Annotated in this window: 8 protein-coding genes; 6 read left to right on the plus strand and 2 right to left on the minus strand. The window is 57.3% G+C overall.

Translation table 11 applies throughout. The annotated features are described in order from the left end of the window. Positions 1-40 precede the first annotated feature (40 nt). Positions 41-1,060 (plus strand): NADPH-dependent aldehyde reductase Ahr, encoded by a 1,020-nt coding sequence (ahr, locus tag ACQG0T_RS20630; protein ID WP_015571992.1) that lies wholly within the window; start codon positions 41-43, stop codon positions 1,058-1,060. Positions 1,061-1,152: 92 nt separating this feature from the next. On the opposite strand, the gene ACQG0T_RS20635 is transcribed toward ahr, so the two are convergent. Beyond that, positions 1,153-2,799: a dihydroxyacetone kinase subunit DhaK gene (locus tag ACQG0T_RS20635; protein ID WP_023304495.1), complete on the minus strand. Its 1,647-nt coding sequence runs from the start codon at positions 2,797-2,799 to the stop codon at positions 1,153-1,155. A 137-nt stretch (positions 2,800-2,936) separates the two neighbouring features. On the opposite strand from ACQG0T_RS20635, the gene ACQG0T_RS20640 reads away from it, so the two are divergent. After that, positions 2,937-4,439 (plus strand): helicase HerA-like C-terminal domain-containing protein, encoded by a 1,503-nt coding sequence (locus tag ACQG0T_RS20640; protein ID WP_017693906.1) that lies wholly within the window; start codon positions 2,937-2,939, stop codon positions 4,437-4,439. On the opposite strand, the gene ACQG0T_RS20645 is transcribed toward ACQG0T_RS20640, so the two are convergent. After that, positions 4,419-5,360: a TIGR01212 family radical SAM protein gene (locus tag ACQG0T_RS20645; protein ID WP_096152317.1), complete on the minus strand. Its 942-nt coding sequence runs from the start codon at positions 5,358-5,360 to the stop codon at positions 4,419-4,421. The two genes, ACQG0T_RS20640 and ACQG0T_RS20645, sit on opposite strands and share 21 nt — an antisense overlap. A 687-nt stretch (positions 5,361-6,047) precedes the next feature. On the opposite strand from ACQG0T_RS20645, the gene gltB reads away from it, so the two are divergent. The 4 genes from gltB to ACQG0T_RS20665 all read left to right on the plus strand — a co-directional run bounded on the left by gltB (position 6,048) and on the right by ACQG0T_RS20665 (position 14,656). Next, the gene (gene gltB, locus ACQG0T_RS20650; protein WP_017382722.1) at positions 6,048-10,508 is read left to right on the plus strand and encodes a glutamate synthase large subunit; all 4,461 of its coding nucleotides are present in this window, start codon (positions 6,048-6,050) and stop codon (positions 10,506-10,508) included. A gap of 9 nt (positions 10,509-10,517) precedes the next feature. Further along, complete coding sequence (gltD, locus tag ACQG0T_RS20655) at positions 10,518-11,936, plus strand: glutamate synthase subunit GltD (protein ID WP_017382721.1); 1,419 nt, start codon at positions 10,518-10,520, stop codon at positions 11,934-11,936. A gap of 187 nt (positions 11,937-12,123) precedes the next feature. After that, positions 12,124-13,374, plus strand: a complete 1,251-nt coding sequence (gene codB, locus ACQG0T_RS20660) for a cytosine permease (protein ID WP_017693905.1) — start codon at positions 12,124-12,126, stop codon at positions 13,372-13,374. After that, entirely contained in the window at positions 13,364-14,656 is a 1,293-nt protein-coding gene (locus ACQG0T_RS20665; protein WP_015571997.1) for a cytosine deaminase, read from the plus strand. Before codB ends, ACQG0T_RS20665 begins: the two co-directional genes overlap by 11 nt. Positions 14,657-14,716 lie beyond the last annotated feature (60 nt).

Consider the following 14,716-nt stretch of genomic DNA (forward strand, 5'->3'; position numbering starts at 1 on the left):
GCTCTACACTCACAGTTCACACCAAAACAGGGGAAATGCGATGTCGAAGATAAAAAGCTACGCCGCACCGCAGGCGGGTGCAGAACTTGAGCTGTACGAGTACGATGCGGGCGAACTAAAAGCGGAAGACGTCGAAGTACAGGTTGATTACTGCGGGATCTGCCACTCAGATCTCTCGATGATCGACAATGAATGGGGCTTCTCCAGCTATCCGCTGGTGGCCGGGCACGAAGTCATTGGCCGCGTCGTGGCGCTCGGCAGCGCCGCGCAGGACAAAGGGCTGAAAGTGGGCCAGCGCGTGGGTATCGGCTGGACGGCACGCAGCTGCGGCCACTGCGACGCCTGTATCAGCGGCAATCAGATCAACTGCCTTGAGGGCGCTACGCCGACCATCCTGAACAAGGGCGGTTTCGCCGATAAGCTGCGCGCCGACTGGCAATGGGTTATCCCGCTGCCGGACAGCATTGATATCGAATCCGCCGGTCCGCTGCTGTGTGGCGGTATCACCGTCTTTAAACCGCTGCTGATGCATCACGTCACCGCCACCAGCCGCGTGGGCGTGATCGGGATTGGCGGTCTGGGCCATATCGCCATCAAGCTGCTGCACGCGATGGGCTGTGAAGTGACGGCGTTCAGCTCTAACCCGGCGAAAGAGCAGGAAGTGCTGGCGATGGGTGCGGATAAAGTGGTGAACAGTCGCGATCCCCAGGCGCTCACCGCTCTGGCAGGCCAGTTTGACCTGATCATCAACACCGTCAACGTCGATCTCGACTGGCAGCCGTACTTTGAAGCCCTGGCCTACGGCGGTAACTTCCACACCGTGGGTGCGGTGATGAAGCCGCTGCCGGTTCCGGCGTTTACCCTGATCGGCGGCGATCGCAGCATATCCGGCTCTGCTACCGGCACACCATATGAGTTACGCAAGCTGATGAAGTTTGCCGGACGCACAAAAGTGGCGCCAACCACCGAGCTGTATCCGATGTCAAAAATCAACGAAGCGATCCAGCACGTGCGCGACGGCAAAGCCCGCTACCGCGTGGTGTTGAAAGCGGATTTCTGATGTGAGATTGCCGGGGAATGTGCGGCCTGATGCCCTCACCCCAACCCTCTCCCACAGGGAGAGGGCGCAAACACTAAAAACGGTAACGGTTGTTACCGTTTTGCATCTACCATGGTCTTAAACACTTCCGCCACCGCGACCGCCCCCGGATCCATCACCCCGTCCAGATTCTCTTTATTCACGTACGACGAGCGTCCCGCGCCGGCTTTCGCCATTTTCGCCGTTGCTTCAGCCCCTTGCTGCGCGGCCTGCGCTGCCGCCTGAATATTGCCTTTCTGTAACGCCTCCAGCGCCGGTTGCAGGGCATCGATCAGCGTACGATCGCCGAGATCTGCACCGCCATACTGCTTCATCTGCGCCAGTCCGCTCAGCAATGCTTCAGGTAGCGACTGTCCATCGTGAAGCTTTTGTCCTGCCGCAGTGAAGAAGATCGACATCAATACGCCGCTCGATCCGCCCATTACCGTTGCCAGCCGCTCGCCAACCAGCAGGAGTAATGTCGGCACGTCGTTAAGGGGCAGGTTGTTCTCCTCAAGTCGCTGCGCAATATCCCGCGCCCCTTGCGCAAAGGTGGAGCCCGTATCGCCATCGCCTACTTTGGCATCCAGCGCGTTAAGGCGATTTTCCAGCTGGATCAATGTTTTCGTTACCGAGGCGACGGCCTCGCTCACCTGCGGATTGTCCGACGGGGTATATTCCACGCGATCATGAAGGGCGCTATGGGGGACGGTACGCAGGGGCGCGAACGCGACGGGCTTCTGCCAGCCCAGCGTCTCGACCTCGGCGTGAATCGCCTTCTCGAAGAAATCGTTGAGCTTTAACAGCGTTAGCGAAAAGCCTTTCATATCCAGAGCACTCACCAGCGGCGCCGGGCCAATCAGATACGCAATGTTCTCTTTCAACGCCGAATGCGCCAGCTCTTTGGTGAGCAGAGCCATCTCCAGCGCTGACACGCCGCCGAGGTTGTTGATCAGCACCGCAAAGCGCCCGTCACCCGCCTGGGCTTTTAGCGGCATCACCAGCGTATCGATAATCGCCCTGCTGTTCTGCGTATCCACCACCGATGCCCCCGGCTCGCCGTGAATCCCCAGCCCCAGCTCCACGTGGCCTTGCCTGATGCGCCCTTCTTCATCATCGCTACCCGGCAGGTTACAGGTTTGCATCGCAACCCCCAGGCTCCAGAGGTTATCGCAGGCCTGTTGCGCAATATCCCGCACGTCGTTCAGCGATTTCCCCTGTTCTGCCGCATATCCCGCAATCTTATGCACCAGCGCCGTTCCCGCGATACCACGCGGCTGCTTGTTATCCGGTAGGGCGATATCATCCGCCACGATAACCATCTCGACCTTCAGGCCGTAGCGTTTGGCTTTTTCCGCCGCCAGGCCAAAGTTAAGCCGGTCACCGGTGTAGTTTTTCACAATCAGCAGGCAGCCACGATCGCCCGTCACCGCCACAATGGCATTGAGGACCGCATCGACGCTTGGGGAAGCGAACAGATCGCCACACACCGCTGCGGTAAGCATGCCTTTACCGACGAACCCGGCATGTGCCGGTTCATGGCCGGAGCCGCCACCGGAGATCACCGCCACGCGGCTTTTATCCCAGTCGCCGCGTGCCACCACGCGGATGGCCGGATCGATATCCAGTTTGACGAGATTACCGTGCGGCGCCGAGAGAAGTATGCCTTCAATGGCATCGTTGACAAGCTGTTTGCGGTCGTTAAAAAAGAATCTGGACATAGTTTCCCAAAATTTTGTTTACCGTATGCAAAAGCATAGTCCGCACTGGATAATGCGCCGCAAAGTGAGGAATTTACGCAGACATTTTGCCGTCAGGTTGCCTATACTCCACCCAGGACTACGAGAGGACGTGCATCATGAGTACACCATTGTTAATCGCCAGGACGCTGGAAAAAGAGCTGTTTTTACTGCCCGCGATGGCGAACCGTCATGGCCTGATCACCGGCGCGACCGGGACGGGAAAAACCGTCACCCTGCAAAAGCTGGCTGAGTCGTTGTCAGAGACTGGCGTGCCGGTTTTTATGGCTGACGTGAAGGGCGATTTAACCGGGGTGGCTCAGGAAGGTGCAGCGTCAGAAAAACTCCTCGAGCGCCTGAAAAATATCGGCATCACCGACTGGACGCCGCACGGTAATCCGGTGGTGGCCTGGGATATCTTCGGCGAAAAAGGCCATCCGGTGCGCGCCACCGTCTCCGACCTCGGCCCGCTGCTGCTGGCCCGTCTGCTTAACCTCAACGACGTGCAGTCCGGGGTACTGAACATTATCTTCCGTATCGCCGACGATCAGGGGCTACTGCTGCTCGACTTCAAAGATCTGCGCGCCATCACCCAGTACATTGGCGATAACGCCAAATCCTTCCAGAACCAGTACGGCAATATCAGCAGCGCCTCGGTGGGCGCCATTCAGCGCGGGCTCCTGACGCTGGAGCAACAGGGTGCCGAACACTTCTTCGGCGAGCCAATGCTGGATATCAAAGACTGGATGCGTACCGACAGCAGCGGCAAAGGCATCATCAACATTCTGAGCGCAGAGAAGCTCTACCAGATGCCGAAGCTTTACGCCGCCAGCCTGCTGTGGATGCTCTCTGAACTGTACGAACAACTGCCGGAAGCAGGCGATCTGGAAAAACCCAAACTGGTGTTCTTCTTTGACGAAGCGCACCTGTTGTTTAACGACGCGCCGCAGGTGCTGCTGGATAAAATTGAACAGGTTATCCGCCTGATCCGCTCCAAGGGTGTCGGGGTCTGGTTTGTGTCGCAAAACCCGTCGGATATTCCGGACAACGTACTGGGGCAGCTGGGTAACCGCGTGCAGCACGCCCTGCGCGCCTTTACGCCGAGAGATCAGAAAGCGGTGAAAGCCGCGGCGCAAACCATGCGTGCCAATCCGGCCTTTGATACCGAAACCGCCATTCAGGCGCTGGGTACCGGTGAAGCGCTGATTTCGTTCCTCGATGCAAAAGGCAGCCCGACAGTTGTCGAGCGTGCGATGGTGATTGCGCCCTGCTCGCGCATGGGGCCGGTAACGGACGATGAACGCAACGGCCTGATTAATCACTCCCCGGTGTACGGGAAGTATGAAGACGAGGTGGATCGCGAATCCGCGTTCGAGATGCTGCAAAAAGGGGTGCAGGCGACTGCCGAATCGCAGGATGCCCCTGCCGCAAAAGGGCAATCTGTTGCCGTGGACGACGGCATTCTCGGCGGGCTGAAAGATATTCTGTTCGGCAGCACCGGGCCACGCGGCGGCAAACGCGATGGCGTGGTTCAGACCATGGCAAAAAGCGCGACGCGTCAGATTACCAACCAGATAATACGCGGCATGCTGGGAAGTCTGCTAGGCGGCCGTCGCCGGTAGCGGGGGAACCCACGGGCGGCCAAGCGCCGACCCCTGTACGCCGTTCTCCTGTAGATAGCGGTCGATTTCCAGCATCCCCGTCCAGCGGTTCTCACACCAGAGCGGTGCCAGAAGCGTTGGGCGGCGGGCGCTGGCCGAGATGCGGTGGTAAACAATCTCCGGAGGCGTGTGGCGAATCATCTCCCCCGCCGTCACCGTATAGTCGTCGAGTTCGATACCACTTAACCGCCCCGCTTCCCAGGCTTTCGCCATTATGCTGCCCTTCACGATATGCAGCGGATGCAGCTTAATGCCATCCACGCCGGTCTCGACGACTTTTTCCAGCGTTTCCAGCCCGTGCTGCTGCCCTTCTCCTGGCAAGCCGACAATCAGATGCGAGCAGACTTTTAATCCACGCTCACGGGCGAGACGCGTGGTGCGCTGGTAGCAGGCGAAATCATGCCCGCGATTGATACGGTGCAGGGTTTTGTCATGCGCGGTCTGCAAGCCCAGCTCCAGCCAGATCTCGTAGCCCTTCTCTTTGTACTCACTAAGTAAATCCAGCACGGCCTCCGGCACGCAGTCCGGACGCGTCCCCACGCACAGCCCGACAATGTTCGCTTGAGCAACCGCCTGCTGATACATCGAGCGCAGCACCTGCACCTCAGCCCACGTGCTGGTGTAGGCCTGGAAATAGGCCAGATACTGCTTCGCGCGATTCACCAGACTCGCCTGATGGGCGAGCTGTTCAGCGATAGATTTATGCTGCTGGGCCTCGTCAGCAAACGAGGCCACGTTACAGAAAGTGCAGCCACCACGCCCGATGGTGCCATCGCGATTCGGGCAGCTAAAGCCGCCGTGCAGCGTCAGTTTGTGAACCTTTTGCCCATAGCGCTGCAAAAGATCCCCACCAAACATATTGACTAATTTCTGTAACTGCATAATCTGATAGACCGTCCCGAAGAAAGGGGACAAGCCTGCCATTTTTAGCCTCTGTCGGCGATGACCTGGATCAATCGCCCTGGACGGCCTTTATCTGTTTGAATAAATAATCACGATTACCGAGATTTCATTCACCCTGTACGTAATTACTTTTCCTTATGTTCTGATGGTTTTTTTCATTTATAGCGCCAGGACTGAAAAACAGTGATTTTATGCGGGTTTGAATGCAACACCAGATTAATATTCTGCTATAAATCTGCATTTCAGCACGCTGCATCGATAATACCGCTTTCATATAGTGAGTCAGATCACACTCCCCTGCACCTCCCCGGTGCTTTAAGTGGTTGTAAAAATAGTTAAATACATATTAAAAACAAAAAGATAACTACGCTTTAGCACATTTTTGTATAAATAAGATTGCCATTTGACCTGTGTACCAATTCCCGATAAGTTGGAAATCCGCTGGAAGCTTTCTGGATGAGCGGCCTGCTCATCATATTTATGCAGTAATTGAGATTCCCTCTGAAGCAAGTCCTCAAACTTGTTTACCTGCGCGAAAGGATGAAAAAGAGGGCGAATGCGAGGTCCGCGTATGAAACGCTAACCCCGTCGCCATGCTCTTTCTGCGCCTGTGCGCCACGGTAAAGTTCAGTGGGAAGCCCGACGAGCCTGGGGAGGTTCACTGATATGTTGTACGATAAATCCCTTGAGAAGGATAACTGTGGTTTCGGCCTGATCGCCCACATAGAAGGCGAACCTAGCCACAAGGTAGTGCGTACTGCTATTCACGCACTGGCCCGTATGCAGCACCGTGGCGCCATCCTTGCCGATGGTAAAACCGGCGACGGTTGCGGCCTGCTGCTGCAAAAACCGGATCGTTTCTTCCGTATCGTAGCGGAAGAGCGCGGCTGGCGTTTAGCCAAAAACTACGCTGTCGGTATGCTGTTCCTGAATCAGGATCCTGAAAAAGCTGCCGCCTCACGCCGCATCGTTGAAGAAGAACTTCAGCGTGAAACCCTGTCGATCGTCGGCTGGCGCGATGTGCCAACCAACGAAGGGGTGCTCGGTGAAATCGCCCTCTCCTCGCTGCCTCGTATTGAACAGATTTTTGTCAATGCGCCTGCGGGCTGGCGTCCGCGTGATATGGAACGCCGTCTGTTTATCGCCCGCCGCCGCATTGAAAAACGTCTTCAGGATGATAAAGAGTTCTACGTCTGTAGCCTCTCTAACCTTGTGAACATCTATAAAGGTCTGTGTATGCCGGCTGACCTGCCGCGCTTCTACCTGGACCTGGCGGACCTGCGTCTGGAATCGGCCATTTGCCTGTTCCACCAGCGCTTCTCCACCAACACCGTTCCACGCTGGCCGCTGGCGCAGCCGTTCCGCTACCTGGCGCATAACGGCGAGATCAACACCATCACCGGCAACCGCCAGTGGGCCCGCGCCCGTACCTATAAATTCCAGACGCCGCTGATCCCGGACCTGCACGATGCCGCGCCGTTCGTGAACGAAACCGGCTCGGACTCCAGCTCCATGGATAACATGCTGGAACTGCTGCTGGCGGGCGGGATGGACATCGTGCGCGCCATGCGTCTGCTCGTGCCACCGGCCTGGCAGAACAACCCGGATATGGACCCTGAGCTGCGCGCGTTCTTCGACTTTAACTCCATGCACATGGAGCCGTGGGACGGCCCGGCGGGCATCGTTATGTCCGACGGTCGTTTTGCCGCCTGTAACCTGGACCGTAATGGTCTGCGTCCGGCGCGCTACGTTATTACCAAAGACAAGCTCATCACCTGTGCCTCTGAAGTCGGGATCTGGGATTACCAGCCAGACGAAGTGGTCGAGAAAGGCCGCGTCGGACCGGGCGAGCTGATGGTGATCGACACCCGCGGTGGGCGTATTCTGCATTCCGCCGAAACCGACAACGATCTGAAGAGCCGCCATCCGTACAAAGAGTGGATGGAGAAAAACGTGCGTCGTCTGGTGCCGTTTGAAGATCTGTCGGACGAAGAAGTGGGCAGCCGCGAGCTGGACGATGACACCCTCGCGAGCTTCCAGAAGCAGTTTAACTACAGCGCGGAAGAGCTGGACTCGGTTATCCGCGTGCTCGGTGAAAACGGCCAGGAAGCGGTCGGCTCAATGGGTGACGATACCCCGTTTGCCGTGCTCTCCAGCCAGCCACGCATTATTTATGACTACTTCCGTCAGCAGTTTGCGCAGGTCACTAACCCGCCAATCGATCCGCTGCGCGAAGCCCACGTCATGTCGCTGGCCACCAGCATCGGCCGTGAGATGAACGTCTTCTGTGAAGCTGAAGGCCAGGCGCACCGTCTGACCTTTAAATCACCGATCCTGCTGTACTCCGATTTCAAACAGCTCACCACCATGACCGAGGAGCACTATCGCGCCGACACGCTCGATATCACCTTCGACGTGACCGAAACGAGCCTCGAAGAGACGGTGAACGCGCTGTGCGATAAAGCCGAGCAGATGGTGCGTAACGGCACCGTTCTGCTGGTGCTGTCTGACCGCAACATCGCGAAAAACCGTCTGCCGGTGCCTGCACCCATGGCGGTGGGGGCTATCCAGACGCGTCTGGTGGACAAGAGCCTGCGCTGCGACGCCAACATCATCGTTGAAACCGCGAGCGCGCGCGACCCGCACCACTTTGCGGTGCTGTTAGGCTTTGGCGCCACGGCAATCTACCCGTATCTGGCCTACGAAACGCTGGCCCGCCTGGTAGATACCCGCGCGATCGACAAAGACTACCGCGCCGTGATGCTGAACTACCGTAACGGCATCAACAAAGGTCTGTACAAAATCATGTCCAAAATGGGCATCTCGACCATCGCCTCTTACCGCTGCTCGAAGCTGTTTGAAGCGGTCGGCCTGCATGACGACGTCGCCAACCTCTGCTTCCAGGGCGTGATCAGCCGTATCGGCGGCGCCGGTTTTGCTGACTTCCAGCAGGATCTGGTGAACCTGTCGAAACGCGCCTGGCTGGCACGTAAGCCTCTGGAACAGGGCGGCCTGCTGAAATATGTCCACGGGGGTGAGTATCACGCTTATAACCCGGACGTGGTGCGCACGCTGCAACAGGCGGTGCAGAGCGGCGAGTACAGCGATTATCAGCAGTATGCAGAGCTGGTGAACAACCGTCCGGCAGCGACGCTGCGCGATCTCATTGCCCTCAATCCGGGTGATGAAGCGGTCAGCATTGACGAGGTTGAACCCGCGTCTGAGCTGTTCAAACGTTTCGACACCGCGGCGATGTCTATCGGCGCGCTGAGCCCGGAAGCCCACGAAGCGCTGGCGGAAGCCATGAACAGCATCGGCGGCAACTCCAACTCCGGCGAAGGCGGTGAAGATCCGGCCCGCTATGGCACCAATAAAGTGTCCCGTATTAAGCAGGTGGCGTCTGGTCGCTTTGGCGTAACGCCTGCGTACCTGGTTAACGCCGACGTGATTCAGATTAAAGTCGCGCAGGGTGCGAAACCGGGTGAAGGCGGTCAGCTGCCGGGTGATAAAGTCACCCCATACATCGCTAAGCTTCGCTATTCAGTGCCGGGCGTGACGCTGATCTCCCCGCCGCCGCACCACGATATCTACTCTATCGAGGATCTGGCGCAGCTGATTTTCGACCTGAAACAGGTCAACCCGAAAGCGATGATCTCCGTGAAGCTGGTTTCCGAACCGGGCGTTGGCACCATTGCCACCGGCGTGGCGAAAGCCTATGCGGATCTGATCACCATCGCCGGTTACGACGGCGGCACCGGCGCAAGCCCGCTCTCCTCCGTGAAATACGCGGGTTGTCCGTGGGAGCTTGGCCTGGTGGAAACCCAGCAGGCGCTGGTCGCTAACGGCCTGCGTCACAAGATCCGTTTGCAGGTGGACGGCGGACTGAAAACTGGCCTCGACATCATCAAAGCGGCGATTCTGGGAGCGGAAAGCTTCGGCTTTGGTACCGGCCCGATGGTTGCGCTCGGCTGTAAATACCTGCGTATTTGCCACCTGAACAACTGTGCAACGGGCGTTGCTACCCAGGACGAAAAGCTGCGTAAAAATCACTACCACGGCCTGCCGTTCAAAGTGACCAACTACTTTGACTTCATCGCCCGTGAAACCCGCGAGCTGATGGCGCAGCTGGGCGTGAAGCGTCTGGTAGACCTGATTGGCCGTACCGACCTGCTGAAAGAGCTTGAGGGCTTCACGGCCAAGCAGCAGAAGCTGGAGCTGTCTAAGCTGCTGGAAACCGCTCAGCCGCATCCTGGCAAAGCGGTTTACTGTACCGAGAACAACCCGCCGTTCGACAACGGCGTGCTGAACGCACAGCTGCTGCAACAGGCGAAGCCGTATGTGGATGAGAAGCAGAGCAAAACGTTCTGGTTTGATATCCGCAACACCGACCGTTCCGTGGGTGCGTCCCTCTCCGGTTATATCGCGCAAACGCACGGTGACCAGGGTCTGGCGTCGGATCCGATTACCGCGCACTTCAGCGGTACCGCGGGTCAGAGCTTCGGCGTGTGGAACGCAGGCGGAGTTGAGTTATACCTGACCGGCGATGCCAACGACTACGTCGGAAAAGGCATGGCGGGCGGTCTGCTGGCGGTGCGTCCTCCGGTTGGTTCAGCCTTCCGCAGCCATGAAGCGAGCATCATCGGCAATACCTGTCTGTACGGCGCAACCGGCGGTCGTCTGTTTGCCGCGGGCCGTGCGGGCGAACGTTTTGCGGTGCGTAACTCCGGCGCCATCACCGTGGTGGAAGGCATCGGCGATAACGGCTGTGAATACATGACGGGCGGAATTGTGTGCGTCCTGGGTAAAACCGGCGTGAACTTTGGCGCGGGCATGACGGGCGGTTTTGCCTACGTCCTGGATGAAGACGGTGAGTTCCGCAAACGTGTGAACCCGGAGCTGGTGGAAGTGCTGGACGTTGATACGCTGGCCATCCACGAAGAACACCTGCGCGGTTTAATTACCGAACACGTGCAGCATACCGGTTCTTCGCGCGGCGAAGAGATCCTGGCCAACTGGCCGGCGTTCTCTGCGAAATTCGCGCTGGTGAAGCCGAAGTCCAGCGATGTTAAAGCCCTGTTGGGTCACCGTAGTCGTAGCGCAGCAGAGCTGCGCGTGCAGGCGCAGTAAGGAATTCAGATGAGCCAGAACGTTTACCAGTTTATCGACCTTCAGCGTGTTGATCCGCCAAAGAAACCGCTGAAGATCCGTAAAATTGAATTTGTTGAAATCTATGAGCCGTTTTCAGAAGGCCAGGCCAAAGCACAGGCAGACCGCTGCCTGTCCTGCGGTAACCCTTACTGCGAATGGAAGTGTCCGGTCCATAACTACATCCCGAACTGGCTGAAGCTGGCCAACGAAGGGCGTATTTTTGAAGCCGCCGAGCTGTCTCATCAGACCAACACCCTGCCGGAAGTGTGCGGCCGCGTGTGCCCTCAGGATCGTCTGTGTGAAGGCTCCTGTACGCTGAACGACGAGTTTGGCGCGGTAACCATCGGCAACATCGAACGCTATATCAACGATAAAGCGTTCGAGATGGGCTGGCGCCCGGATATGACCGGTGTGCGTCAAACCGACAAGCGCGTAGCGATTATCGGCGCGGGCCCGGCAGGCCTGGCCTGTGCGGACGTGCTGACCCGTAACGGCGTGAAGGCGGTGGTCTTTGATCGCCACCCGGAGATTGGCGGCCTGCTGACCTTCGGTATCCCGGCCTTCAAGCTGGAGAAAGAGGTGATGACCCGCCGCCGCGAAATCTTCACCGGCATGGGCATTGAGTTCAAACTCAACACCGAAGTGGGCCGCGACGTGCAGCTCGACGACCTGCTGAAAGATTACGACGCCGTGTTCCTGGGCGTAGGCACTTATCAGTCCATGCGCGGTGGTCTGGAGAACGAAGATGCGCCAGGCGTGTACGACGCGCTGCCGTTCCTGATTGCGAATACCAAACAGCTAATGGGCTACGGCGAGACCGCCGATGAGCCGTTCGTCAGCATGGAAGGCAAACGCGTGGTGGTGCTGGGCGGCGGTGATACCGCGATGGACTGCGTGCGTACCTCCATTCGCCAGAATGCGGCGCATGTCATCTGTGCCTACCGTCGTGACGAAGAGAACATGCCGGGCTCTAAGCGCGAAGTGAAAAACGCACGTGAAGAGGGCGTCGAGTTCCAGTTCAACATCCAGCCTCTGGGTATTGAAGTGAATGCCAACGGTAAAGTGAGCGGCGTGAAGATGGCGCGCACGGAGATGGGTGCGCCAGATGCGAAAGGCCGTCGTCGCGCGGAGATCGTGGCCGGTTCTGAACACGTGATCCCGGCTGACGCCGTGGTGATGGCGTTTGGTTTCCGTCCTCACAGCATGGAGTGGCTGGCGAAGCACAGCGTAGAGCTGGACTCTCAAGGCCGCATCATTGCGCCAGAAGGCAGCGATAACGCGTTCCAGACCAGCAACCCGAAAATCTTCGCCGGTGGCGACATCGTTCGCGGCTCTGACCTGGTGGTCACGGCGATTGCCGAAGGCCGTAAAGCGGCTGACGGGATCATGAACTTCCTGGAAGTGTAAGCCCCTCTGACTCCCCGGCAGAAGCATAAAGCGGAACGCTGGGGAGCCTGTTTTCAGTAGCCTACCCTTAAGTTAATGGTGCCTTTTTAAGCAAAAAAGCAGCGTAAATCCCGACGTAAACGTTTGCTTTCGTGAAAAAAATGTATATTATGCGGCGGATTTTTTGGCCAAAATTCAAGGAGGCATTGTGTCGCAAGATAACAATTATAGCCAGGGCCCCGTCCCTCTGGCGGCGCGGAAAGGCGTGGTTCCACTCACTTTTGTGATGTTAGGGTTAACGTTTTTTTCCGCCAGTATGTGGACCGGAGGCACGCTCGGTACCGGTCTTTCCTATAATGATTTCTTCCTCGCAGTTCTCTTCGGCAATCTCCTCCTCGGTATTTACACTGCTTTTCTTGGCTACATTGGCGCAAAAACCGGCCTCTCAACCCATCTTCTTGCGCGTTACTCGTTCGGTATAAAAGGTTCCTGGCTTCCCTCCATGCTTTTAGGCGGTACGCAGGTAGGGTGGTTTGGCGTCGGCGTAGCGATGTTTGCCATCCCGGTGAGTAAAGCCACGGGCATCGACGTGAACATCCTGATTGCAGTTTCCGGCCTGTTGATGACGTTAACCATTTTTTTTGGCATCTCGGCACTGACGATTTTATCCATCATCGCCGTACCCGCTATCGTCATCCTGGGTAGCTACTCCGTGTGGCTGGCGGTGGACGGCGTGGGAGGATTGGACCACCTCAAATCCATTGTGCCGCAGACGCCGCTCAACTTTTCCAGCGCGCTGGCGCTGGTCGTAGGCTCGTTTATCAGCGCAGGCACGCTGACCGCCGACTTCGTCCGCTTTGGCCGCAATGCCAAAGGTGCCGTTCTGGTGGCGATGGTGGCATTTTTCCTTGGCAACTCGCTGATGTTTATCTTCGGTGCGGCAGGCGCTGCCGCCGTAGGACAGGCCGATATTTCTGACGTGATGATCGCCCAGGGACTGCTGCTGCCGGCCATTGTCGTTCTTGGCCTGAATATCTGGACCACCAATGACAACGCGTTGTACGCCTCTGGTCTGGGTTTCGCCAATATTACTGGTCTTTCCAGCCGTACGCTGTCGGTGGTTAATGGCATTATCGGTACGCTGTGCGCGCTGTGGCTATACAACAACTTCGTTGGCTGGCTGACCTTTTTGTCGGCAGCGATTCCGCCGGTTGGCGGGGTGATTATCGCCGACTACCTGATTAATCGCCGCCGCTATGCCAGCTTCGACCACGCAAAATTTGTGTCCGTTAACTGGATTGCCATTTTCTCGGTCGCCCTGGGTGTTGCTGCCGGGCACTACATTCCGGGAATTGTCCCCGTTAACGCAGTATTGGGTGGCGTCTTCAGCTATTTGGTGTTAAACCCATTCGCCAAACGTACCCTTGCTAATCCTTCGGAGGTTTCCCATGCAGAATAATTCCCTCACTATCCGTCAGGCCCGTTTGCAGGGGCAAGAGGGTTTATGGCAAATCACGATTGAGGACGGACGCTTCAGCCGTATCGATCCTCAGGAAACCGCCTCTGCGCCAGTCGGTCAGGTGCTGGACGCCGAATGCGGGCTGGTTATCCCTCCTTTCATCGAGCCGCATATCCATCTGGATACAACGCAAACGGCGGGTGAACCGAACTGGAACCAGTCCGGCACGCTTTTCGAGGGAATCGAGCGCTGGGCCGAACGCAAGGCGATGCTTACCCACGAAGACGTTAAAACTCGCGCGATGCAGACCCTGAAGTGGCAAATCGCCAACGGCATTCAGTACGTACGTACACACGTTGACGTCTCGGACCCCACCCTTACGGCACTGAAAGCCATGCTGGAGGTGAAGCAGGAAGTCGCCCCGTGGGTCGATATGCAAATTGTGGCATTCCCGCAGGAAGGCATTCTTTCTTATCCGAACGGTGAAGAACTGCTTGAGGAAGCCGTGCGTTTAGGGGCGGATGTCATCGGCGCAATCCCCCACTTTGAATTTACGCGTGAATATGGCGTTGAGTCGCTGCATAAAACGTTTTCCCTGGCCAGAAAGTACGACCGACTGATCGATGTCCACTGTGATGAAATTGATGATGAACAATCGCGCTTCGTTGAAACCGTTGCCGCACTGGCACATCGTGACGGAATGGGTTCACGCGTGACCGCCAGCCATACCACGGCGATGCACTCCTATAATGGCGCGTATACGTCCCGACTGTTCCGCCTGTTAAAAATGTCAGGCATTAACTTCGTGGCAAACCCGCTGGTTAACACGCATTTGCAGGGCCGTTTCGATACCTATCCCAAACGCCGAGGCATCACACGCGTCAAAGAAATGCTGGAAGCGGAGATCAACGTCTGCTTTGGTCATGACGACGTTTTCGATCCGTGGTATCCGCTGGGAACCGCGAATATGCTTCAGGTTCTGCATATGGGGCTGCACGTTTGCCAACTGATGGGTTACGGGCAAATAAATGATGGGCTTAACCTGATCACTACCCACAGCGCGAAAACGCTCGATTTGCAGGACTATGGCGTGCGCGTTGGGAATACAGCAAACCTGGTGATTCTCCCGGCAGAGAATGGGTTTGATGCAGTTCGTCGCCAGACGCCGGCACGATACTCTGTTCGCCACGGCAAGGTGATTGCCGAGACGGTGCCCAGCCAGACAACCTTGCACCTGACGCAGCCGGAAGCGGTGACGTTTAAGCGCCAGAATATCGAATAACATTGCCGGATGGCGGCTGCGCCTTATCCGGCCTGCAAATTACGTTATGCCCGCAGGCCT

Source organism: Enterobacter cloacae complex sp. 302F9, assembly GCF_050030335.1.
GTDB lineage: Bacteria > Pseudomonadota > Gammaproteobacteria > Enterobacterales > Enterobacteriaceae > Enterobacter > Enterobacter hormaechei_C.

What these genes read in the sequence shown, in the direction of transcription:
- ahr (WP_015571992.1), top strand. Translation starts at nt 41, where the DNA reads ATGTCGAAGATAAAAAGCTACGCCGCACCGCAGGCGGGTGCAGAACTT.
- ACQG0T_RS20635 (WP_023304495.1), bottom strand. Translation starts at nt 2,799, where the DNA reads ATGTCCAGATTCTTTTTTAACGACCGCAAACAGCTTGTCAACGATGCC.
- ACQG0T_RS20640 (WP_017693906.1), top strand. Translation starts at nt 2,937, where the DNA reads ATGAGTACACCATTGTTAATCGCCAGGACGCTGGAAAAAGAGCTGTTT.
- ACQG0T_RS20645 (WP_096152317.1), bottom strand. Translation starts at nt 5,360, where the DNA reads ATGCAGTTACAGAAATTAGTCAATATGTTTGGTGGGGATCTTTTGCAG.
- gltB (WP_017382722.1), top strand. Translation starts at nt 6,048, where the DNA reads ATGTTGTACGATAAATCCCTTGAGAAGGATAACTGTGGTTTCGGCCTG.
- gltD (WP_017382721.1), top strand. Translation starts at nt 10,518, where the DNA reads ATGAGCCAGAACGTTTACCAGTTTATCGACCTTCAGCGTGTTGATCCG.
- ACQG0T_RS20665 (WP_015571997.1), top strand. Translation starts at nt 13,364, where the DNA reads ATGCAGAATAATTCCCTCACTATCCGTCAGGCCCGTTTGCAGGGGCAA.